The following is a 20,168-nucleotide window of genomic DNA, read 5'->3' as shown; positions in this document are numbered from 1 at the left end:
AACGGCCTCGCACCTTCCCAGCGAACGGACCCAACCGAACGAGACTCTTACGAGTGTCGTATTAGCTCGGGAAGGAGAAGGAAACGCCTTCGCGAACACCGCTGGAAGGCCAGCGCTGGGTGATGGTCTTACGCTTGGTGTAGAAGCGTACTGCGTCCGGACCGTATGCGTGCAGGTCACCGAACAGCGAGCGCTTCCAACCACCGAAGCTGTGGTAAGCCACAGGTACTGGCAGTGGTACGTTGATACCCACCATGCCTACCTGAATGTGATCAGAGAAGTAACGTGCTGCTTCGCCGTCACGGGTAAAGATGCAAGTACCGTTACCGTATTCGTGGTCGTTGATCAGTTGCATCGCTTCTTCCATGCTGTTCGCACGAACAACCTGCAGAACCGGACCAAAGATCTCTTCTTTGTAGCTCACCATCTCTGGCGTTACGTTGTCGATCAAGGTCGCGCCAACGAAGAAACCGTCTTCGAAGCCTTCAACCTGCGGGTTACGGCCATCAACTACGATCTTGCAGCCATCAGCTTCTGCGCTGTCGATGTAGCCGTTTACTTTCTGCTGGTGTGCACGGGTGATTACAGGACCAAAGTCGTTGCTACGATCGCTGTATGCACCCACTTTCAGAGGCTTCATCGCTTCTTCCAGTTTCGCAACCAGGGTGTCAGCGGCTTCATCGCCTACGGCTACTGCTACAGACAGTGCCATGCAACGTTCACCGGAGGAACCGAATGCAGCGCCCAGCAGCTGGTTAACAGCGTTATCCATATCAGCGTCTGGCATTACGATCGCGTGGTTTTTCGCACCACCCAGTGCCTGGCAACGTTTGCCGTTAGCATTAGCAGTGGAGTAGATGTATTCAGCGATTGGCGTAGAACCTACGAAGCTCACCGCTTTAACACGCTCGTCAGACAGCAGTACATCCACCGCTTCTTTATCGCCGTTTACAACGTTGATTACGCCGTTTGGCAAACCCGCTTCCTGCAGCAGTTCAGCGATGAACATGGTGGAGGAAGGATCACGCTCGGATGGCTTCAGTACAAAAGTGTTACCGCAAGCGATAGCCATTGGGTACATCCACAGTGGAACCATTGCCGGGAAGTTGAACGGAGTAATACCTGCTACTACACCCAGCGCCTGGAATTCACTCCAGGAATCAATGCCTGGACCGACGTTACGGCTGTGCTCGCCTTTCAGCAGTTCTGGCGCGCCACACGCGTACTCCACGCACTCAATACCACGCTGTAACTCACCGGCCGCGTCGTGAGCGATCTTACCGTGTTCTTCACCGATCATTTCGCAGATCTTGTCTGCGTGCTCTTCCAGCAGCGCTTTGAAGCGGTACATCACCTGTGCACGTTTTGCTGGCGGCGTATTACGCCATGCCGGGAATGCACGCTGTGCAGCAGCAATCGCTTCTTCTACAGTCTCAACAGATGCCAGTGCAACCTGTTTGCTCGCAGCACCAGTAGATGGGTTGAATACGTCTTGGGTGCGCGCAGCGTCTTCACGCATTACGCCGTCGATCAGATGGCCGATCATAGTCATTAGTGTTACCTCGGTTTTTATTTTTCACCCGCCGGAGCCAAGCCCCGGCGCGCTAACTGACGGTGATGAAGCGTCAGGTAAATGCTTGTTAAGCCAATTCGTTAATAGAGTCACCAACGGCGTTGATCACGCTGTCGATCTCTTCAATCTCAGACGTAAACGGCATGCCCAGCTGAATGGTGTCACCGCCGTAACGTACGTAGAAACCTTTCTCCCAGCACTTCATTGCGATCTGGTAAGGACGCAGAGCCGGTTCGCCTGGAGCAGACTCGATAGTCAATGCACCGGCCAGACCGTAGTTGCGGATGTCCGCCACGTACTTGGTACCTTTCAGGCTGTGCAGCATCTCTTCGAACTGTGGTGCGATAGACGCAACACGCTCGATCAGTTTGTCGTTCTGCAGGATGTCCAGCGATGCCAGACCCGCTGCACACGCTACTGGGTGTGCGGAGTAGGTGTAGCCGTGTGGCAGTTCCAACATGTAATCCGGACCACCGGTTTCCATAAACGTGTCGTAGATCTCCTGTTTGGCGATCACCGCACCCATCGGAATCACACCGTTGGTCAACTGCTTCGCAGTCGTCATCAGGTCGGGGGTTACACCAAATTCTTCGGCACCAGTCTGAGAACCCATACGACCGAATGCGCAGATAACCTCGTCGAAGATCAGCAGGATGTTGTGCTTGTCACAGATCTCGCGCAGACGCTTCAGGTAACCTTTTGGTGGTGGAATCACACCAGCAGAACCTGCGACCGGCTCTACAATTACCGCCGCGATGTTGGACGCGTCGTGAATAGCGACCAGGTTTTCCAGATCATCCGCCAGGTAAGCACCGGTTTCCGGGCTACCTTTCACAAAGCGGTTCTCTTCCAGCATGGTGTGCGGCAGGTGAATCGCATCGATACCCTGACCGTAGATGGTACGGTTAGGACCGATACCGCCTACGCTGATACCACCGAAGTTGACACCGTGGTAACCCTTGGAACGACCGATCAGGCGGGTTTTGCTACCCTGCCCTTTCTTGCGCCAGTATGCACGTGCAATCTTCAGCGCTGTTTCGACGGACTCAGAACCGGAACCTGTAAAGAACACACGGTTCAGAGTATCCGGCATCATCTCGGTGATGCGATGGGCCAGTTCGAAGGATTTAGGGTGTCCAAACTGGAATGCAGGTGCGTAGTCCAGTTCTTTCAGCTGCTTGCTCACCGCTTCGGTGATTTCCGGACGGCTGTGACCTGCGCCACAGGTCCACAGACCGGACAGACCGTCGAAGATCTTGCGACCGTCAGCGGAGGTGTAATAGTTACCCTCAGCGGAAACGATGATTCTAGGATCTTTTTTAAAGTCACGGTTACCGGTAAACGGCATCCAGTGAGCATCTAACTGTTCTTGTGATAGACCGCACATAGTCTGGCTATCGTTCTTATTATTCATCTGCCACCTCATAAATATTTGCAGCGTGGATCAATCTTATGAGGTTCATTATGGCAATGCTGATACGTTGTTAAATTCAAACGTTTTGACGTTACCTTAAGTAAATACTTAACTAACATCCAAGCTCAGCTTAGTTTGCTATGCTGATCAAAACGCAACTCAGGAAGCCGATCAGATGTCCACCACCCACGCAGTATCCATTGCTGAACTCAAAGCACTTATCGACGCAGGTTCCATCCTCAATACCTATATCATCGAGAACGATGCAAAGTGCTTTCATGTCATGTGCAGCTCAGTCACAGGACAGGAGCACCTGCTCGCTCTGAACGGAGAACAGCCCACCGGATTCAATACGCTGGATGACGCCGCACGTTTGATGCAATCACAGGGTGTCAGCCGTATTTACCTGCATATGCTGGAGAAGGAATAAAGGAATAACAGAGAAATAAGGTTGAAAGGGATCTATGTGTACGACGCTGATTGTGCCAGGCTCAGCACCAAGGTGGCCTCACTTGCAGAAACTCAACGACGCCTGCAGTTATGCGGATTCGATACTGCTGATGCCCTGCTGATCGAGTTGCTGTATGAAGGCCTGGTTTCCCGACTCCAGGTTAAGCAGAACCTGGACCTGATTGAACAAACCAAGCTGCTGGTTACCTCAATCCAGTACTCTAATTAACTGCAGTTTTCAAACAGCCAGGAATATTGCACATGTTCTTGATCACATACTTGGCTATTAAACCCGACTCCTGCTAGATTGGTATGACGTTGTTGCTATCTCAAGGCAAGAACTACGTTGAATCAATAGGTAATGGTTTGACTTAGCGTCAAACGCTACATCTACCACCGCTGCAAACATGCCAGACCCGCGATTGTGAATTGTCGATAACCGCGACGATGACCAATCACTAATGGTACGCATACCGATACCGAATTCACGCGTCTGGAATGATCGATGATGCACACGCCAAGCCGTAAAGAAGAGCGTGACTTACCACAGGTAAAGTTAAATGATTGATACCCAACAGTGTCTGTCCCGACATCCTATCGAATCCATAGATCTAGCTAAGTGGCAGAGAACCGTTGACCTGATGTCCAAGCTGTACAACGCAGCCTGTGGCACGATAGTCCAGTTCCGTCAGGACGAATTTAACGCCATCGTAACCAGCAGCAACGAAGACAACTTTTTAGAACGTAACAGCTCCTGGCCATGGGAGATGCGTAGCTTTTGCCGCAAGATCATGGAATCTCGCAATGGGCTGTACGTTAACGACGCAATCAACCATGAAGAGTGGAAAACCGTAGAACCCGTTTGCGATGGTCCTGTACGTTCCTACCTCGGCCTGCCACTGTTCTGGCCGGATGACACGCTGTTCGGCACTATCTGCGTTATCGATTCCCACAGCACCGATTACCAGCCATTACAGATTGAGTTACTTGAACAGCTGCGTGACCTGATCAACGCCGACCTGAAAATGGTGTTCGCTTACGACGAGATCAAAACCCTCGCGCTGACGGACGAACTGACCGGTGTCTGCAACCGCCGGGGCCTGCAGCTATTAAGTGATCAACTGGTTAAAGACGCCAAACGCTTCGACCTGAACTTCGGCTTTATATACCTTGATATCGACAACATGAAGGAGCTAAACGACACGCATGGCCATAGCGCCGGCGACGAATGCATCGTGGCGCTTGCTGATGCGTTGAAATACGCATGCCGAGAAAACGACATCATCGCACGTATCGGTGGCGACGAATTTGTCGTATTACTGACCTGCGCAGATAACAACGTGGAATTGGTATGTGAACGTATCGAAACCGAGTACAACCGTATCCGCAGTGACAACGAGCTACTCTCGGACAATCCGATAAGCTTTGGCCATATCTACCGCTCCGGCCTGCATCCGATCGCCCTTGATCAGATGATCGAAGAAGCTGACAAGCTGATGTACAAGAAAAAACACGGTCGCAAGGTGGGTGAATTCGAAGAGCCCGTCGCCGAATAATACGTTTGCCCGGTTGCAATCAACCGGGCAACAGCAAACTCAGGGTCAGCGGTAAAGTGAAGAACGCCAATACCGTCTGTACCGTAATGATCGATGCCATCGCCTGATAGTTACCTCCTAACTGCCTCGCCAACACGTAAGCAGATGGCGCTGTAGGCACAGCCATAAAGATCACCACCACAATCGCAGTTAAGCCTTCCAATCCGAACCACTGACCAACAAACAACGCCGCCACCGGTTTGGCGATGAACTGAATCGCCGAAGTCACGGCAATCATATCCATACTGCTACGCACATTGCCCAAACGCAGCGCTGCCCCCACAGACAGCAGCGCCATCGGCAAGGCGGTTTTACCCAACATCAGCAGCATGTTGTTGACTGCCGGAGCCAGACCAACACCGGTCAAGTTCAGCATTAATCCCAGGAAACAGCCGATGATCAGCGGGTTGGTCACTAACTGATACGGCAGCTTACGCCAGCCGCCGTTATCCGGATTCGTCACCGAAAACGCGGATACACTCAGAATGTTAACCGACACAACAATCACCACCGTTGCCAAGGCGCCTATCATCAGACCTTCAGCACCAAACAGGTTGTCCACCAGCGCCAGGGCGATAAAGCTGTTGAAGCGCACCGCCCCTTGAAACATTGACGTAAAAGACGGCAGATCCACCGGACGGACAAACCGCTGCCAAACAATGATCAGTACGCTGCAGAGCAACAGCACTGACACCAGCGTCACCAACACTTCGCCCCATGCAAGATCAGACAGTGGTTTATTGGCCAGCGAGACCACCAGCAACGACGGAGCAAAGAGATAATAGGTGAGCTTTTCGATACCCGCCCAAACCGACTCCCCCACGCCAAAACGGCAACGGGCCAGGTAGCCGATCAATACGGTAAGAATGATAGGTATCAGCGCTTGGATGGCGACAGGCATGATGCTCCCCTAAAGAAAATAAACTGCAATTGCCGCCAAGCTTACGCCGAATTAAAGATGATAAAAATTTATATTTTTTACCTTTATTGTTTAATATTTTTTATATTTTAGAGCGATCTATATTCATCGATTACCGCCTGGACCAATGCCTTGCGGCTATGTCCCCGGCGCTGATACACCCCCACATTTCGATGGATCACTGGATCACCAAACGGCACCAGTGAAAAAGCCTGGCGAAGATATTCCGCCTTGCGCTTACCCAGCGCCATCACGGTAACACCCAGCTTCTGTTCTACCATCATTAATGCAGCCTGCAGGGAATCCAGCTCCATCATCTCATCCGGTGTGATACCACGACGACGCAGTTCGTTATCAATCATCGTGCCTGCCCAGGCACGGGGATCAAGACGGACAAAGGGATAAGTACGGATCATCTCAGCATCCGATTGCACCGGCAGATCCTTATGAGCCACCACATAAAACGGTTCACATTCCAACGTGGTCCATTCGTACTGTTCAAGAATCTTGCGCTGGGGCTCGGTGATCAATACGGCATCCAGCTCACCGCTCTCCACACGCTCTGCCAGATCGATCGACATTCCGCGCATCACCTTGATCTTAAGCTGCGGATATCGATCCCGAAGACCCGCGAGAACCGGCCCCAGTGCAGCGGTTTGCACGCTAAACACCGCGCCAATCAGCAACTCCCCCTTAAACTGGCCTTCGTGGCCCAAGCCATGACCAAGTTGATCATACATATCCAGGATCTGCTCGCCACGCTCCAGCACCACGCGACCGTCGTGGTTGAGTACTTGATTACGCCCCACCCGATCAAACAACGTAACGCCCAATTGCTCTTCTAGTTGTCGAATCTGAATACTTACCGCCGCCTGTGTCAGGCCGAGCTTTTCCCCGGCAGCGGCAAAGCTGCCCTGCTGAATGATGGCGCGAAGAGTACGGAGAGCTTTGATCGACACGTGTAGTCCCTTAAAGCTGATCAATGGAATCAGGTCAATCTAACACAGTATCGGAGATAGAACCTGTAGCAGTCCGCTTGTCATGCCCTTTGGGTACCGAGAGCAACCCTAAGTATCCAAACAGCCCATAGCAATCAGCCGCCGAAAGGATATAAACCACCACCTAAGCAGTGATGTAACAGGGTCTCAAAAGCCATCCAGCATCATCATTAGGGCCCTACGAAATATGGTAGGATAGGTCACTTTTCGGGACCTACGAGTCTTATGGCAGGCCGTTTATGGCCGTTAGTTGAAACAAGGATACAAAATGAAAAAAATCTTCGCGGCAAGCGCATTGATCATTTCCGCCATGTTGGTTCAGGGCTGCGCGCCTGAAGTTGGCAGCAAAGAGTGGTGCACAGAGCTGAAAGAGAAACCGAAGGGTGACTGGACAGCAAACGAAGCTAAAGACTTTGCGAAAAACTGCGTCTTCTGATCGTTGAGATCTAACACTGTAGGTTGGCCACCGCAAAGCGGTGCCCGACAGGCTAGGCATCGCGGTGCGATGACTAGCCTACCAAAAGTGTTGCTTCATCGTTCACACTTGTAGCAGCCCTCTCATCATGCCCTTGGGGTATCGAGGGCGACTATATTCGCCATGAGGTTATGTCGCCGTCAGAGATCGCTGCTAAAAACAAAGGATAATCAACTCAAGCCCACCCATACGATTCCATCGAAATCACCCCATGCTGAATGCCCCCATCCAGCACAGATAACCTATCTGACTCGTCACTCGCCCCCATCGCAATCAACAATGGAAGATAGTGTTCAGCGGTTGGATGCGCCCGCGCAAAATCATCGCTCAGCAGATGCGGCGCACTCAACGCCTGTACGTCTCGGGCTTCAACCTGTTCCCGTACCCAACAAGTAAATCGCTCCATGTACTCGGCTGGTTCTGCTTCGAGAGGCTGAATCTCATAAAGATTGTGGGTCAGGCTTCCAGAGGCTATCACCGCAATCCCCTGCTCGCGCAATCCTTTTAATGTTTCACCCAAACGAACCAACTTATCGGTATCTAAGTTCGCATCCAGTGACAGCTGCAGCACCGGACGCTTCTCGTCTGGTAGCAGATGGATCATCGGCACCCAGGCACCGTGATCGCGTCCACGCGAATGATTAAGTACGGACTCGAATCCACCTTCAGCCAGTACCGTTTGAACAGTCTGGGCTACAGCACCTGACCCAGACGCACCGTACTGAAGTTGATACAGCTCACGCGGGAACCCGCCGAAGTCGTGTATGGTTTCCAACGAGTCAGCTGCCGTAATCTCTAATCCCCGCGTCATCCAGTGCGGCGAGATAATCAGTACCGCCGTTGCAGCTGCAAAATGCCCGCTGAACTCATGCAATAACTTACCTGGTTTGCCAGGCTCTATAGCAAACATTGGCGAGCCGTGCCCAATAAACATCACCGGTGCACGTGTGCTCATACAACCTCCTTAAACCGTCTAAACCAAGGCAGATCCGGCCCTTCCGGTACAATACCATTCGGGTTGAGCGCCTGGATTGAGTAATAACCCGCCTTAATATGGTCAACCTTAGTGTTGTCACGAAACGCCGGGATCTGCAGCAGACGATCCAGATAGGCCGACAACGCTGGATAGTCTGCAATGCGCTGTTTATTGGTCTTAAACAGTCCGTAGTAAGCCACATCAAAACGCACCAGCGTCACAAACAGACGGATATCACTTTCCGTCAGTTGGTCGCCAACGGCGTACTCATTCTTGGTGAAGTGAGCTTCCAGCCAATCCAGGGTCTCAAATACGTCGTTATAGGCCTCCTGATACGCTAACGCACTGGTCGCGAAACCGGCGCGATACACGCCGTTATTCAGGCTATGGTAGATACGCTCGTTAAACTCGTCGATCTCGATCAAAAACGGATCGGGACTCAAGTTCAGATCTTCCATGTGCAGTGGTTTCAGATCTTCATTAAAGATTGTCAGGATATCGGCAGATTCGTTGTTGATTATCCGCTCTTCCTGCCTATCCCAAAGTACAGGTACGGTAGCCCGGCCAGTGTATTGTGGGTCAGTCTGGGTATATAGCTCATGGATATACTGTACCGGCACGTCCGCTTGGGGCGTGGAGCCTGGATAATTACCAAATTTCCAACCATAGTCGCTCAGCTGTGGCTCAACCACTTTGACTTCGATATGGGATTCCAGACCAAACAGTGAACGCGCAATCAGTGTGCGTGTGGCCCATGGGCATATATAGGCCACATAAAGCTGGTAACGGGGCTCGTTATATTCCCCTGCTTTCATTGCGGCCACAACATCTGCTGGAATGCGTTCACGGAATGCGCTGCTCTGGCGAATAAAGCGTCCCTGCGTATCCTGCTTCTGTACCGGATCCCAGCGTTTTTCCCAGATACCGTTCACCAACATGGCCTGCTCCTTTTACTCTGCATCTTTAACTATAAAAAATGCCCGCCGCTGGCTACAGTGCAGCGGGCAAATGGGGTTTGTGTCATTAGGCGGCCTGGGCTGCGGCAGCATCAGACTTGGAACGTTTCAGGGCAAAAGCACCATCACCCAACAGGAACTGTGCTACAGATGCTGCGATCAGGAACGCAGGGTATTCCCAGCCACCGCCCTGGTTGCTGAACAACCATCCGCTTGCGCCGTGTACCAGCACGATTGAACCAAACAGCACCGGGATCAATGCAGCTGCAACCCAGCGACTGTAGATACCCAGGATCAGAGCAATACCGGCGCCGATCTCAACCGCCATGGTCAGCGGGCCAAAGAACGCAGGCAAGCCAACAGAAGCAAAGAACCCTGATGTGCCTTCCGGCGTGAATACAATCAGTTTCAGTAAACCGTGTGCCAGATACATGATGCCCAGCGACAGACGAAGTACGGTTGCTGCGTATTGTGAGTTAGTGTTCATGGTTACTCTCCTCGTAAAATTCGGTAGTGAATGTCTTTGTTGATAATAATTTTTGACCAAACACCCAACCTAAACAATAATCAAAATAATTAAGTGATTATTTAGTTTTATTTAACAATATGGACAAACTCAATCTGATGACCTCCTTCATCGCTGTTGCCGAAGAGGGAACCTACACCGCGGCTGGTAAGCGACTGGGTAAAACCACACCACTGATCAGTACCCATATCTCGCAGTTGGAAGAGCTCCTGGATGTACGCCTGATCACCCGATCCACCCGCAGTATGCAGCTCACGCCCACCGGGCAAAGCTACTACGAAGAAGCAAAAAAAGTGCTGGATGACATCGCCACCCTGGAAGCGCGTGTGCGTAAGGAAAATCAGAATCTGGTTGGACGGTTACGCATTACCGCCCCCGTCACCTTTGGTGAGCAAGTACTGATGCCGTTTATCGCAACGATGGTTGAAGAGAATCCGCAGCTCAACGTCGAGCTGATGTTTAATGACCGCTACGTCGATATTGTTGCGGAAGGTTTTGATACTGCGATCCGTATTGGTCAGCTTGAGGACTCAGCCCTAATTGCCCGTCGTATAGGCTCCATACGGATGTTGCTATGCGCAGCACCCGCTTTTATCGACCGCTACGGGATGCCAGAATCACCGAACGATCTAAATTCCCTCCCCTGCGTCTTTGATACCAACTTTCGCCAAGGCAACCGCTGGAGCTTCACGCAAAATGGAAAAACCATAGAAGTGGCGCCGAATGTGATCGCCCGTGTGAACAGCGCAGTCGCAGCTGCGAGAATGGCGACTACCGGATTAGCTGTCACCTATGCCCCGGATTTTGCGGTGAAGAATGAGATAGAGGATGGTTCGTTGGTCGAGATACTCAGTGACTGCAGCCAAACCGATGTGCCGATCAATATGATCTACCCGCACAGGAAGCATCTTTCGGCAAAGGTCTCGACTTTTGTTGAGGAATTCGCAAAGTATTTGAACGAGTAAGACTCAGTTACGAGGAAAATATTTTCCTCGTATTTACACAAACCCTGCAGTTCAGCGCCTGCGTGGAAATCTACTTAAAGCTTTTCCAACAACGTTTTCTTTTTTACTTCAAACTCTTCGTCAGTAATGATGCCATCTTTGCGCAACTCATCCAGTTCTCGGATTTGGTTCAAAATCGAATGACTAGATTGCCGTTCAAGGGGCAGAATATCCTCTTCAGGCACCTGCACCTTAATTAGTTTAGATTCCAACACCCCTTCACGCCCCGTGTCCTCATCAACCTCTTGCAGAAGACTTCGAGCCATCCACGCACCCATTTTTACCTCCTGCCATATAAAATAGTTTCTGCGCTCTTTTAAAAGAATTTTGATGTTGGAGGTATTTTCGGCCACAGAATCAACTTCATAGGTTCCGGGTAATAGGTCGAGATGAAAGTAGGTTTTTGATGCGGTTTGTCCAAGATTTTTCCCGTTTATCAATACTGTCATTGGTATTGCAGACCCAAGTACCTCATTACGATAAATATACAGGGATGCTCTTCCAGCCGGGGGACTAAAGCTCTTAGCACTAACATCTTTATCTAAAGAAGCCATAGGCACTGACGCACACCCTGATATCAGAGCAGTGACGATAAAGCATGCGGTCCAAAGTAACTTCACAGGTAGCTCCTTTATCTGGATAACCCGAAGGGGGGCCTTTTGCCTCTGCGGCAAACAATGTCAGTATAAACAAGAAAGGAATATCCAGCAGACCCCGCTCAAAATATACCGATCATTCGTACGCAATTGAGAATAACGATCAATGAGTACATCCGCACACTGAGGAAGCACGTCCGCTCATGCGCCCTAAATATCAGTTTGGCCATATCCTGATGGATCTCTATCAGGTGCCAGGTGATGAAAAGAGGCTCGAACCCCAGTAAAACATGGCCGATTATGTACCGATGATGTTCTACAGAACATGCCAACAAGAGCCTCTTTTCGACGCAAGCCCCAGCAAATTAATTGCTCTCTGGCTTAGCTTGCATTCAGCCCAAAGTGGGCCTACATGATTTCAATATAATGGACCTTCTTCCTACCCACTTTCTTTCGTACTCTCTACCCAACAACAGAACAAACAGAATACTGGGAATAAAATGCGACAGAATGAATTTGGCCAGCCGATTGGTACGGCAGTAGACAACTGGACACCCCGCCCATTTCCTTCACCTAAACCGATGCAGGGGCAATACTGTTGGCTTGAGGGCTTATCCCCAAGCAAGCACGGCGACCAGCTGTTTGATGCATTTGGCAAAGACCCGGAAGGGAAAAACTGGACCTATCTCTTTGATGGCCCATTTGATACGCGCTCAGACTTTGATGCCTGGATTGACCACGTCAGCAAAACCTCAGATCCCCTGTTTTACGCAATCATCGACCCAAAAACAGAACGGGCAGTGGGCGTTGCCAGCTATATGCGAATCGATCCGGCAAACGGTGTTCTCGAGGTGGGCAACATCCATTTCTCACCACTTTTGCAGAAGACTCCGCTTGCCACAGAAGCGATGTACCTGATGATGCGCCGTGCTTTCGATGAACTTGGCTACCGCCGATACGAGTGGAAATGTGACTCGCTCAACGCACTGTCCCGCAACGCGGCTACGCGTTTTGGCTTCACCTTTGAGGGTATCTTCCGGCAAGCGATTATGTACAAGGGCCGCAGCCGGGATACAGCCTGGTTCTCGATTATTGATTCCGAATGGCCGGCAACTCAATCGATGTTCGAGTCATGGCTGGATGCGTCCAACTTCGATGCCGACGGACAACAGAAGACTAAGCTTCAGGAATGTGCACCGGAGGGCGCAGAATGACAGTCACAGTGACACAACTGGATCGTGACGACTACACGGCATGGAAATCCCTGTATCTGGCATACGGCGAGTTCTACAACATGCCTTTGGGCCAACAAACACTGGATACGGTATGGGCCTGGATTTTCGACAGCAAGAATCCATTCTATGCGCTAATCGCCAAAGATGAACACGGCAAAGGTGTGGGCCTGATGCACTATCGCGAAATGCCCTCACCTCTGCGCGGGACGCACGTTGGCTTTCTGGATGATCTGTTTATCGAGCCGTGTCACCGCGGCAGTGGCGCGGTTGATGCGATGTTTAACGCGCTGAATGAAGCGGCCAAAGAGCACGGATGGCCCTTCGTTCGTTGGATTACATCAGAAAACAATTATAGAGGACGTGCAGCCTATGACCGGATTGCTAACAAAACCCAGTGGCAAACCTACCAGTTAGATATCAGCTAACAGAGTGAACCGGGGCATCCCGCTCGCTTGTGTCGCTCTACCCGCTAGGCATCCTGCACTTTAAAGTTAAGTAACTGTTCGAGTGCAGGGTTAATCATGCTGGTGTCGCGGTAGAGGGCGTACAGGTCTTCTTTGATGGTCTCAGCGACACCGATCACTTCAACGTTGTACTGATCGCAGATCTCGTGGGCAATAACCGACGGTGCCGAGAAGAAGCCCTCACCGGACTGCCCCAGTACCTTCAGCAATGCGCTGTCATCGATCTCTGCTTTGATGTTGAGCTTGATATCGTTGATCTTAAACCAATCCTTCAACTTGCCCAGATACGGGGTCTGTCTGCCATAGCACAGGAAATCAGCATCACTTAAAGAACCTGGAAATCCCGCTTTCATCTGGTTTGCGACCTCACCTTTCTTATAGAAAAACGACATCGGCGTACTGAGAAGCTTGTGAGCCGTTAAGCCATCGCGGTCACATTCATGGGGTAGATAATCAGAAATCAGCAGGTCGATCTTTTTCTGCTTCAGCTGCAGCAACAGGTCGCTGGCACAAGCGGTTTTACACACCAGTTGCACCTCATTCGGGATGCTCATCGCGGGTTTGATCACCTTCCACGCCAAAATCTTATGCACGGTGGAGGCAATGCCCACCGAGAAATCAATCGACCGACTGTCCGGTGACTGCTGCAGCACATCTTCCAATTGCGAGGTGATATCAAAAATCTTGTTCGCATAGGCAAACACCTGCTTACCCATTGGCGTCATCACCAGATTGCGCCCTTCACGCTTAAATAGCAGGTGTTGGACATTCTCCTCCAGCGTTGCGATCTGGGTACTGAGTGTCTGTGGCGCCAGATCTAGGATGTCACATGCCTGAGCGATTGAGCCCTCTCTGGCAGTAAGCCAGAAATAGTACAGGTGTCTTAAATTCAACATTTTCAATGTATTGCCCTTCTGACAGGTTGAGGATACGGCAAACAGACATAACCAAGCATTTTAGTAGGTTATATGCAAGATACGTTTTGTCAAATGCATTAGCACGTCATCGGGACGAGCTCTGGACAATTCACAGGGCCGCTGCAGGCTGACAACACGCAGCGTTCAGATAGGCAGATATGGATCTCATAAATCGAATTATTTGGACAGGCTCTCCCACTTTTGCGAACTATCTTCTAATTTGAATTTGATAGCATCAAAAATCCATTCTCGGTTGAGACCTGCTATGAAACTTAAAAAAATTCTGTTTGTGGTAAACAGGGACTTCCTGATACTTGATGACCCGGCGTTTGAGATCTGCACTCAGCTATCGTTGCAGAGCAACGCACAAATCGTGATTCTTTTGGTTATTGATGAAAGCGATATTCCCGGCTACGGCATCTTCATCAAAACAAAGAACGAAGATGTAAAGCAGGAGCTGATCGACCGGATGCAACGCTACCTGGATTCACAGCTTGCCAACTATGAAGACGTACCGGTTACCATAAAAATCCGATGCGGCGTTAAGTTTATTGAGATCATCAAGGAAAGCGTTGAGGGCAACTTTGATATCATTCTGAAAACACAGGACATCAACCGTCAGCACCTGGCGAGTCTGGATTTGCACCTGTTGCGCAAAGCCCAGACGCCGATCTGGATTCTCAGGAACTCGGCTAAATCTACAAGCAAAGACCTCTATGCCGCCATCGATTTAAACCTGGAATCCACCAAAGAGGGCCGTGCCCTGAATGACAAGATCATGGCGACGTCCAAGCAGCTGGCTGACAAGCTGGATCTGGAAATTAGCATTCTATCCTGTTGGAAACTCAACGGAGAGGACTCTCTGCGGCACAACCCCTTTTTGAAGATAAAAGATTCGGAGATTGCAGAGATGATCACGCTGGAAGCCGACCGGCAGTCTGAGCTGATGAAACAGTTCCTCTCCAAACACGGCGACTTTGAGAGCTTTCTGATAAAGGGTAATGTGGTTGAATCGATCACCAACTTCGTCAGTATCAGCCGTCCTAAAGCGCTGGTTATGGGCACCTTTGCCCGATCAGGCTTAAGTGGTTATCTGATCGGTAATACTGCTGAAGATATCCTTCTATCGATCGATTGTCCCGTAATCGCCATCAAACCTGAGGGTTTTGCGTCTCCCGTCTTGTAACCTCGCCTGCGCGTCTATTCAGCTTTCTGGATTCAACCTGCGAGGTGGTTTTGCCATGAAAAAATATACAGACGATACGCTGACCAACAAACTCTATTCTGCTGTTAGATTTAGCGTCCGACTACTTTCAATCATGATGGTGTTTGTCATCTTAATGGGCGTCATTGATGTGGCCTGGACCATCTATGAAAAACTGAACAAGCCACCTGTCTTTATCCTCACCATCTCAGACATGTTGGCGACATTCGGTGCATTTATGGCGGTTTTAATTGCCATTGAGATCCTGATCAACATCACCATTTATCTCAGGGATGACGTAATACACGTAAAGATTGTGATGGCCACTGCACTGATGGCCGTCGCGAGGAAGGTCATCGTGCTTGATTTCGAAGAGGTTACCCCGCCCTATGTTTACGGGTTAGCTGCGGTGGCATTGGCGATGAGCGTAGGTTATTGGTTGATTCACAAAATCCCGTCAAAACTGCACGAAGATTAACGCGCTACTGCAGACGCCAGGTCACTCAACAGCTCAATCATCTGTAACACCTTATCTATCGTGATCTCTCCCATGAGTTCAGGATTAGATAAGGCGTAGAGGTAATCCTCGATCACACTGTGATCGATGTCATCGGTCAGCTCGATAAATCCAGCCCACTCCTCAAGGTCGTCTGCCGAAATGGCACCCGATACGTATTTTCTGAGCACCAGAATCAATGCAGGTTTTGACGCGACAATGGAGTCGCATTCCTCTGTCGAGCTCAACAGATACGCAATCGCATCGTCCCAATCGTCGTGGTAGGAAAGAATTTGATGCAGTGCTGCTGTTTTGTCCTTAATCATGCAGCGGAGTGTCTAACAGATTGTCCGGCCCGGCAAGTCATTGCGGCTCGCCGAAACAGAATCTCAAGTACGAGTGATTACTTCACAGCGTATTCGACGGCTTTATGCGCGTGGATCATCGTTGTATCGACCAGCGGTACCCGCGTGTCTTGCTGCTGAACCAACATACCGATTTCGGTGCAGCCCAGGATCACCGCTTCCGCGCCTTGCTCTGCCAGTGCATCAATGATGCAAAGGTACTCCGCCTTCGAGTTCGCGTCGATCTTACCCAGACATAGCTCTTCGTAGATAACGCGGTGAACAATATCGCGATCTGCCTGCTTCGGTACTACCACGTCCAAACCAAACTTTTCGCTCAATCGACCTTTGTAGAAATCCTGCTCCATTGTGAAACCGGTCCCCAGCAGGCCAACTTTTTTAATGCCTTTTGCCAGCAGCGTTTCGGCTGTTGCATCAGCAATGTGCAGCAGCGGGATATCCAACGCCTCTTCAATCTGAGGCGCCACCTTATGCATGGTGTTGGTACAGATCAGCAGGAAATCCGCCCCTGCGGACTGAACATTTTTAGCAGCATCAACCAGAATGCGCGCTGTACCGTCCCAGTCACCCGCATGTTGCAGTTTCTCAATCGGTTCAAAGTCAACGCTGACCATCGCAATCTTCGCAGAGTGCAAACCACCTAACTGCACTTTTACGCCTTCGTTGATCGCACGGTAATAGCCCACCGTGCTCTCCCAGCTCATTCCGCCTAATAAACCGATTGTTTTCATACGTTGTCCCTTTTATGAGTTCAGATCGCTTAAGACCCCTAACGGGCTAACGAGTTCTAGACACCTATCTTTATCTTTGAATTTCTTATTAATATTTGGAACGCTCATACAACATGGAACCAGACTTCAGGTAGTGCTGGTACTACTCTTATAGGCCCACCGAGCCTAAGTTAAACTGATAATAAAAATAAACCCAGGTTCAGGGACAACATCATGCTGCAACACCTCTTCCACTTATCTCCCGATGCAGAATGCAGTCTGCAACAGCAGATTCGCGAACAGATCAGCCGGGCGATTATCGAAGGCCATATCCCGCCCGACCTGGCTTTACCGTCAACCCGCAAGCTGGCCGAGATGCTAGGCGTTTCACGTAACACCGTGATTTTGGCCTACGAACACCTGTTGGATGACGGATACCTGATCTCCAGGGCCCGTGCCGGATTCTTTGTCAATCCGGAGATGCTGAAAAGCAGCGCTCAGCCCGATGAGCAAGCTGCCGAAAACATCACCGGCAACGCGCCTGACTGGGATCGCTACCTCAAACACCGCCCGACCGATCATAAGCTCAACAAGCTACACCGCTGGCGCGACTACCCTTACCCGTTTATCTACGGTCAGCTCGATCCAAAGATGTTCCCGACCCACCATTGGCGGGAATGCTGTAAAGAGTCTGTGACTGTGGGCGCCATCGGCGAATGGGCCGGCGACCGTTACGATGACGACGATGCGTTGTTAGTCGAGCAGATTCACAGCCGTTTGCTGCCAAGGCGTGCAGTCTGGGCCGATCCGGAAGAGATCCTGATTACCGTCGGTGCTCAACATGGCCTGTATATGTTATTGCAGCTGCTGATGAGTAAAGGCTCTACCTTCGGCCTGGAAAACCCGGGTTATCCCGATCTGGTGCGTATGGCCAGCTATACCGGTGCTGAAACCCGCTCACTGGAGGTGGACGAACACGGCCTGAAAACGGGCGAGCAGCTGAACGGGTGCGACCTGATCTTTACTACGCCAAGTCACCAGTTCCCAACCACGGTCACCATGCCGATGGAGCGCCGTCGTGAACTGCTGGAACAGGCGTCCCGCGATGACTTCCTGATCATCGAGGATGACTACGAGTGCGAGACCACCTTTGCAGACAACCCTACGCCTGCACTCAAGAGCCTGGATAAAACCGGCCGGGTGATCTATCTGGGAAGTCTATCCAAGACCCTGTCGCCCGGTTTGCGACTCGGCTTTATCGTAGGGCCCAAAGAACTGATCCGTGAGCTGCGCGAATTCCGCCGCATGATGCTGCGCCACCCGCCAATGAACAACCAACGTGCGGTAGGCCTGTTCCTCGCCCGCGGTTACCACGATTCTCTGATCCGCAGCATCGTACAGGTCTACGAAGAACGCTGGAAAGAACTGGGCGATGCACTGCAGGACTGCCTCCCTGAATCGGCTAAGCCGCCCGTGTTTGGTGGCTCCTGCTATTGGGTGAAAGGCCCCGAAGGGCTGGATACCCGTGAGCTGAAACGCTTGGCATTGGAGAAAGGAGTGGTGATCGAATCAGGTGACATCTACTTCAAGCAGGAAGATCCGCCACTTAACTTCTTCCGATTAGGCTACTCGTCGATTGCTACCGAGCGCATCCGGCCGGGTATCGATCGGTTGGCAGAAATAATCCGTAGCCTGACCTAAGCCCTCTTCTGTGAATGTTGGGCATCACTGCGTGATGGCCAACCTACAACACTAAATCTGCCCCCTTGTAGCAGCCCGCTCCAAGGGCGACGTTCGCCTGTCTATGGAAAAGTCGCCATCAGCACCCTAGAGGGTATAAAAGTGGGTAGCTACGAAACTTGCAATCGACAAAAAGCTTCATCGCACGGCTCGCTAATTTTCGCACCTCTCCCACCGTAAGCCCTGATAAAATCGTACAAAGCTTCGCCTTCTTAACTGCCGATCTTCCGTCGCAACAACATCCAGGCAACGGGTATTTATCTGGCACCACCGTTGGTACCAACCCTCCGCTTTTCTCCTGCCAAACCTCTTACCTTTTCATAACACACAGCCCTGAATCCCAGATATTACGTAGCCTACAGCCTGGAACCACATTTTCGGTTCGGGTTGGGTCTATAGCTGATCTCGGACCGAATTTTATATTGATTGCAAGAGCAAAGACTCCTGGAACCTTGAAAAACGTTCTACCGTGCTCTGCCAATATCGGGCTCGCCCGATACCGGACCTGTGTCAAAACAATAAAAAATATTGAGGTCACTATGACAATTAAAAAAACGTTCAAATCCGTCCTTTCCGCCTGCGCACTCTCTGCGGCGCTGACCCTGCCAACATCCCAGACGGTTCTGGCTGAAGAGCTGATGCTCGCCCACGCCTACCCGACTGATCATATCTTCCACATGACATCCACCACCTTCACCGACGAGCTGAAGAAACAGGGCTCCTCCATCGAGGTCGACTACCATCCGGGTGGTGATCTGGGTGACTGGGCATCTATCTTCGAGCAGAGCATGGAAGGTGTGGTACCGATGACCATGAGCTTTGGTGCGTCTGAATACGATGCGCGCCTGGACCTGTCCTGGCTGAGCTACGTGGTTGATGACTGGAAGGAAGCACGTGAAGTTTACGGCCCGAACGGCAAGATGACCGGCATCTACAATGAGATCCTGGGCGACCTGGACCTGGTTGTACTGGGTGTCATCCCGACCGGTTTCGGTTCCATCGCAACCCGCAAAGGTGTTGAAGCCGTACCAACCAACTTCCCGGTCGACGGTAAGGGCATCAAGATGCGCGTACCGGCCATCCCAATCGGGATCGAACGCTACAAGAGCTTTGGCTTCACTCCGGTTCCAATGCCGTTCTCCGAGCTGTACACCGCACTGCAGCTGGGCACCATCGACGCACGTGGTACGGCACCGGCTGTAGAAATCTGGCAGATGCGTGACGTAATCGAAGCATACATCCTGACCAAAGACTACTTCGAGCATGCGTTCTGGGTAGTCAACAAGTCCTGGCTGGAAGAGCTGTCTGACGAAGAGCGCACCAAGCTGATAGCAGCGGCTGACGCAACCATGCAGAAAGTGTGGGATGAAGCACAGGCGATCGACGAAGGCTTCCTGGCAAAAGTACGTAAAGCAGGTGTAAACGTAGTTGAGCTGAGCCCGGAAGAGATGGGTAAAGCGAAAGAGATCCTGTACTCCAAAGAGTGGCCGTACATGGAAGGCATTGTGGGCAAGAAAATCATGACCATGATGCGTGAAATCGCTGGCATCAACTG

22 protein-coding genes are annotated in these 20,168 nt (G+C 51.1%); 11 read left to right on the top strand and 11 right to left on the bottom strand.

The window, feature by feature from the left end; all coding sequences use genetic code 11:
- Positions 1-61: 61 nt before the first annotated feature.
- The gene (locus tag QKW35_RS20430) at positions 62-1,552 is read right to left on the bottom strand and encodes a CoA-acylating methylmalonate-semialdehyde dehydrogenase (RefSeq protein ID WP_282356112.1); all 1,491 of its coding nucleotides are present in this window, start codon (positions 1,550-1,552) and stop codon (positions 62-64) included.
- Between the two features lie 88 nt (positions 1,553-1,640).
- A complete protein-coding gene (gene aptA, locus QKW35_RS20425; protein WP_282356111.1) occupies positions 1,641-2,987 on the bottom strand; it encodes an omega-aminotransferase AptA in 1,347 nt (448 codons plus the stop codon).
- Positions 2,988-3,162: 175 nt separating this feature from the next.
- Here aptA and QKW35_RS20420 point away from each other — a divergent pair, with 175 nt between their 5' ends.
- The 3 genes from QKW35_RS20420 (at position 3,163) to QKW35_RS20410 (ending at position 4,993) form a co-directional block, all read left to right on the top strand.
- Positions 3,163-3,417: a hypothetical protein gene (locus tag QKW35_RS20420; RefSeq protein ID WP_282356110.1), complete on the top strand. Its 255-nt coding sequence runs from the start codon at positions 3,163-3,165 to the stop codon at positions 3,415-3,417.
- Between the two features lie 21 nt (positions 3,418-3,438).
- A complete protein-coding gene (locus tag QKW35_RS20415; RefSeq protein WP_282356109.1) occupies positions 3,439-3,666 on the top strand; it encodes a hypothetical protein in 228 nt (75 codons plus the stop codon).
- A 331-nt stretch (positions 3,667-3,997) separates the two neighbouring features.
- A complete protein-coding gene (locus tag QKW35_RS20410) occupies positions 3,998-4,993 on the top strand; it encodes a sensor domain-containing diguanylate cyclase (RefSeq protein ID WP_282356107.1) in 996 nt (331 codons plus the stop codon).
- 19 nt (positions 4,994-5,012) lie between these two features.
- On the opposite strand, the gene QKW35_RS20405 is transcribed toward QKW35_RS20410, so the two are convergent.
- Entirely contained in the window at positions 5,013-5,933 is a 921-nt protein-coding gene (locus QKW35_RS20405) for an AEC family transporter (protein ID WP_282356105.1), read from the bottom strand.
- 107 nt (positions 5,934-6,040) lie between these two features.
- Positions 6,041-6,910, bottom strand: a complete 870-nt coding sequence (locus QKW35_RS20400; RefSeq protein WP_282356103.1) for a LysR family transcriptional regulator — start codon at positions 6,908-6,910, stop codon at positions 6,041-6,043.
- A gap of 307 nt (positions 6,911-7,217) precedes the next feature.
- Between QKW35_RS20400 and QKW35_RS20395 the strand changes: the two genes are divergently transcribed.
- Entirely contained in the window at positions 7,218-7,385 is a 168-nt protein-coding gene (locus QKW35_RS20395; RefSeq protein ID WP_282356100.1) for a DUF3012 domain-containing protein, read from the top strand.
- A 214-nt stretch (positions 7,386-7,599) separates the two neighbouring features.
- Here the strand turns inward: QKW35_RS20395 and QKW35_RS20390 are convergent, their stop codons facing one another.
- The 3 genes from QKW35_RS20390 to QKW35_RS20380 form a co-directional block, all read right to left on the bottom strand.
- Positions 7,600-8,379, bottom strand: a complete 780-nt coding sequence (locus tag QKW35_RS20390) for a DODA-type extradiol aromatic ring-opening family dioxygenase (protein WP_282356099.1) — start codon at positions 8,377-8,379, stop codon at positions 7,600-7,602.
- Complete coding sequence (locus tag QKW35_RS20385) at positions 8,376-9,338, bottom strand: glutathione S-transferase family protein (protein WP_282356098.1); 963 nt, start codon at positions 9,336-9,338, stop codon at positions 8,376-8,378. The genes QKW35_RS20390 and QKW35_RS20385 overlap by 4 nt, the downstream gene beginning before the upstream one ends.
- Before the next feature lie 85 nt (positions 9,339-9,423).
- On the bottom strand, positions 9,424-9,843 hold the full coding sequence (locus QKW35_RS20380; RefSeq protein WP_282356097.1) for a DoxX family protein: 420 nt from the start codon (positions 9,841-9,843) through the stop codon (positions 9,424-9,426).
- Positions 9,844-9,962: 119 nt separating this feature from the next.
- Here QKW35_RS20380 and QKW35_RS20375 point away from each other — a divergent pair, with 119 nt between their 5' ends.
- A complete protein-coding gene (locus tag QKW35_RS20375; RefSeq protein WP_282356095.1) occupies positions 9,963-10,847 on the top strand; it encodes a LysR family transcriptional regulator in 885 nt (294 codons plus the stop codon).
- 74 nt (positions 10,848-10,921) lie between these two features.
- On the opposite strand, the gene QKW35_RS20370 is transcribed toward QKW35_RS20375, so the two are convergent.
- Positions 10,922-11,506: a DUF2846 domain-containing protein gene (locus tag QKW35_RS20370; RefSeq protein ID WP_282356093.1), complete on the bottom strand. Its 585-nt coding sequence runs from the start codon at positions 11,504-11,506 to the stop codon at positions 10,922-10,924.
- 476 nt (positions 11,507-11,982) lie between these two features.
- Here QKW35_RS20370 and QKW35_RS20365 point away from each other — a divergent pair, with 476 nt between their 5' ends.
- Positions 11,983-12,696, top strand: coding sequence for a GNAT family N-acetyltransferase (locus tag QKW35_RS20365; protein ID WP_282356091.1), 714 nt, complete (start codon positions 11,983-11,985; stop codon positions 12,694-12,696).
- On the top strand, positions 12,693-13,142 hold the full coding sequence (locus QKW35_RS20360) for a GNAT family N-acetyltransferase (RefSeq protein WP_282356088.1): 450 nt from the start codon (positions 12,693-12,695) through the stop codon (positions 13,140-13,142). Before QKW35_RS20365 ends, QKW35_RS20360 begins: the two co-directional genes overlap by 4 nt.
- A 44-nt stretch (positions 13,143-13,186) precedes the next feature.
- Here QKW35_RS20360 and QKW35_RS20355 read toward each other — a convergent pair whose 3' ends face one another.
- A complete protein-coding gene (locus QKW35_RS20355; RefSeq protein ID WP_282356085.1) occupies positions 13,187-14,077 on the bottom strand; it encodes a LysR family transcriptional regulator in 891 nt (296 codons plus the stop codon).
- Positions 14,078-14,363: 286 nt separating this feature from the next.
- On the opposite strand from QKW35_RS20355, the gene QKW35_RS20350 reads away from it, so the two are divergent.
- Together QKW35_RS20350 and QKW35_RS20345 are read left to right on the top strand one after the other, a co-directional pair.
- Complete coding sequence (locus QKW35_RS20350) at positions 14,364-15,284, top strand: universal stress protein (protein ID WP_282356084.1); 921 nt, start codon at positions 14,364-14,366, stop codon at positions 15,282-15,284.
- A gap of 55 nt (positions 15,285-15,339) precedes the next feature.
- Positions 15,340-15,780: a phosphate-starvation-inducible PsiE family protein gene (locus QKW35_RS20345; protein ID WP_282356083.1), complete on the top strand. Its 441-nt coding sequence runs from the start codon at positions 15,340-15,342 to the stop codon at positions 15,778-15,780.
- On the opposite strand, the gene QKW35_RS20340 is transcribed toward QKW35_RS20345, so the two are convergent.
- Positions 15,777-16,124 (bottom strand): hypothetical protein, encoded by a 348-nt coding sequence (locus QKW35_RS20340; protein WP_282356082.1) that lies wholly within the window; start codon positions 16,122-16,124, stop codon positions 15,777-15,779. The two genes, QKW35_RS20345 and QKW35_RS20340, sit on opposite strands and share 4 nt — an antisense overlap.
- Positions 16,125-16,201: 77 nt before the next feature.
- On the bottom strand, positions 16,202-16,894 hold the full coding sequence (locus QKW35_RS20335) for an aspartate/glutamate racemase family protein (protein WP_282356081.1): 693 nt from the start codon (positions 16,892-16,894) through the stop codon (positions 16,202-16,204).
- A gap of 213 nt (positions 16,895-17,107) precedes the next feature.
- Here QKW35_RS20335 and pdxR point away from each other — a divergent pair, with 213 nt between their 5' ends.
- The gene (gene pdxR / locus QKW35_RS20330) at positions 17,108-18,574 is read left to right on the top strand and encodes a MocR-like pyridoxine biosynthesis transcription factor PdxR (protein WP_282356080.1); all 1,467 of its coding nucleotides are present in this window, start codon (positions 17,108-17,110) and stop codon (positions 18,572-18,574) included.
- 578 nt (positions 18,575-19,152) lie between these two features.
- The coding region (dctP, locus tag QKW35_RS20325) for a TRAP transporter substrate-binding protein DctP (protein WP_282356078.1) at positions 19,153-20,168 on the top strand (1,016 nt) is incomplete at its 3' end.

Origin of the sequence: Pontibacterium granulatum (genome assembly GCF_029961155.1) — a bacterium.
GTDB lineage: Bacteria > Pseudomonadota > Gammaproteobacteria > Pseudomonadales > Balneatricaceae > Pontibacterium > Pontibacterium granulatum.
Note: the sequence above shows the minus strand (reverse complement) of the source record. Positions and strands in the feature narration are given on the sequence as shown.

Bases quoted from the DNA above. Each gene is read 5' to 3' on its own strand.
- QKW35_RS20345 (WP_282356083.1), top strand. From the start codon at position 15,340: ATGAAAAAATATACAGACGATACGCTGACCAACAAACTCTATTCTGCT.
- QKW35_RS20395 (WP_282356100.1), top strand. From the start codon at position 7,218: ATGAAAAAAATCTTCGCGGCAAGCGCATTGATCATTTCCGCCATGTTG.
- QKW35_RS20340 (WP_282356082.1), bottom strand. From the start codon at position 16,124: ATGATTAAGGACAAAACAGCAGCACTGCATCAAATTCTTTCCTACCAC.
- QKW35_RS20420 (WP_282356110.1), top strand. From the start codon at position 3,163: ATGTCCACCACCCACGCAGTATCCATTGCTGAACTCAAAGCACTTATC.
- QKW35_RS20350 (WP_282356084.1), top strand. From the start codon at position 14,364: ATGAAACTTAAAAAAATTCTGTTTGTGGTAAACAGGGACTTCCTGATA.
- QKW35_RS20390 (WP_282356099.1), bottom strand. From the start codon at position 8,379: ATGAGCACACGTGCACCGGTGATGTTTATTGGGCACGGCTCGCCAATG.
- QKW35_RS20380 (WP_282356097.1), bottom strand. From the start codon at position 9,843: ATGAACACTAACTCACAATACGCAGCAACCGTACTTCGTCTGTCGCTG.
- QKW35_RS20405 (WP_282356105.1), bottom strand. From the start codon at position 5,933: ATGCCTGTCGCCATCCAAGCGCTGATACCTATCATTCTTACCGTATTG.
- QKW35_RS20385 (WP_282356098.1), bottom strand. From the start codon at position 9,338: ATGTTGGTGAACGGTATCTGGGAAAAACGCTGGGATCCGGTACAGAAG.
- QKW35_RS20375 (WP_282356095.1), top strand. From the start codon at position 9,963: ATGGACAAACTCAATCTGATGACCTCCTTCATCGCTGTTGCCGAAGAG.
- QKW35_RS20365 (WP_282356091.1), top strand. From the start codon at position 11,983: ATGCGACAGAATGAATTTGGCCAGCCGATTGGTACGGCAGTAGACAAC.
- QKW35_RS20430 (WP_282356112.1), bottom strand. From the start codon at position 1,552: ATGACTATGATCGGCCATCTGATCGACGGCGTAATGCGTGAAGACGCT.
- QKW35_RS20335 (WP_282356081.1), bottom strand. From the start codon at position 16,894: ATGAAAACAATCGGTTTATTAGGCGGAATGAGCTGGGAGAGCACGGTG.
- QKW35_RS20355 (WP_282356085.1), bottom strand. From the start codon at position 14,077: ATGTTGAATTTAAGACACCTGTACTATTTCTGGCTTACTGCCAGAGAG.
- aptA (WP_282356111.1), bottom strand. From the start codon at position 2,987: ATGAATAATAAGAACGATAGCCAGACTATGTGCGGTCTATCACAAGAA.
- QKW35_RS20360 (WP_282356088.1), top strand. From the start codon at position 12,693: ATGACAGTCACAGTGACACAACTGGATCGTGACGACTACACGGCATGG.
- pdxR (WP_282356080.1), top strand. From the start codon at position 17,108: ATGCTGCAACACCTCTTCCACTTATCTCCCGATGCAGAATGCAGTCTG.
- QKW35_RS20410 (WP_282356107.1), top strand. From the start codon at position 3,998: ATGATTGATACCCAACAGTGTCTGTCCCGACATCCTATCGAATCCATA.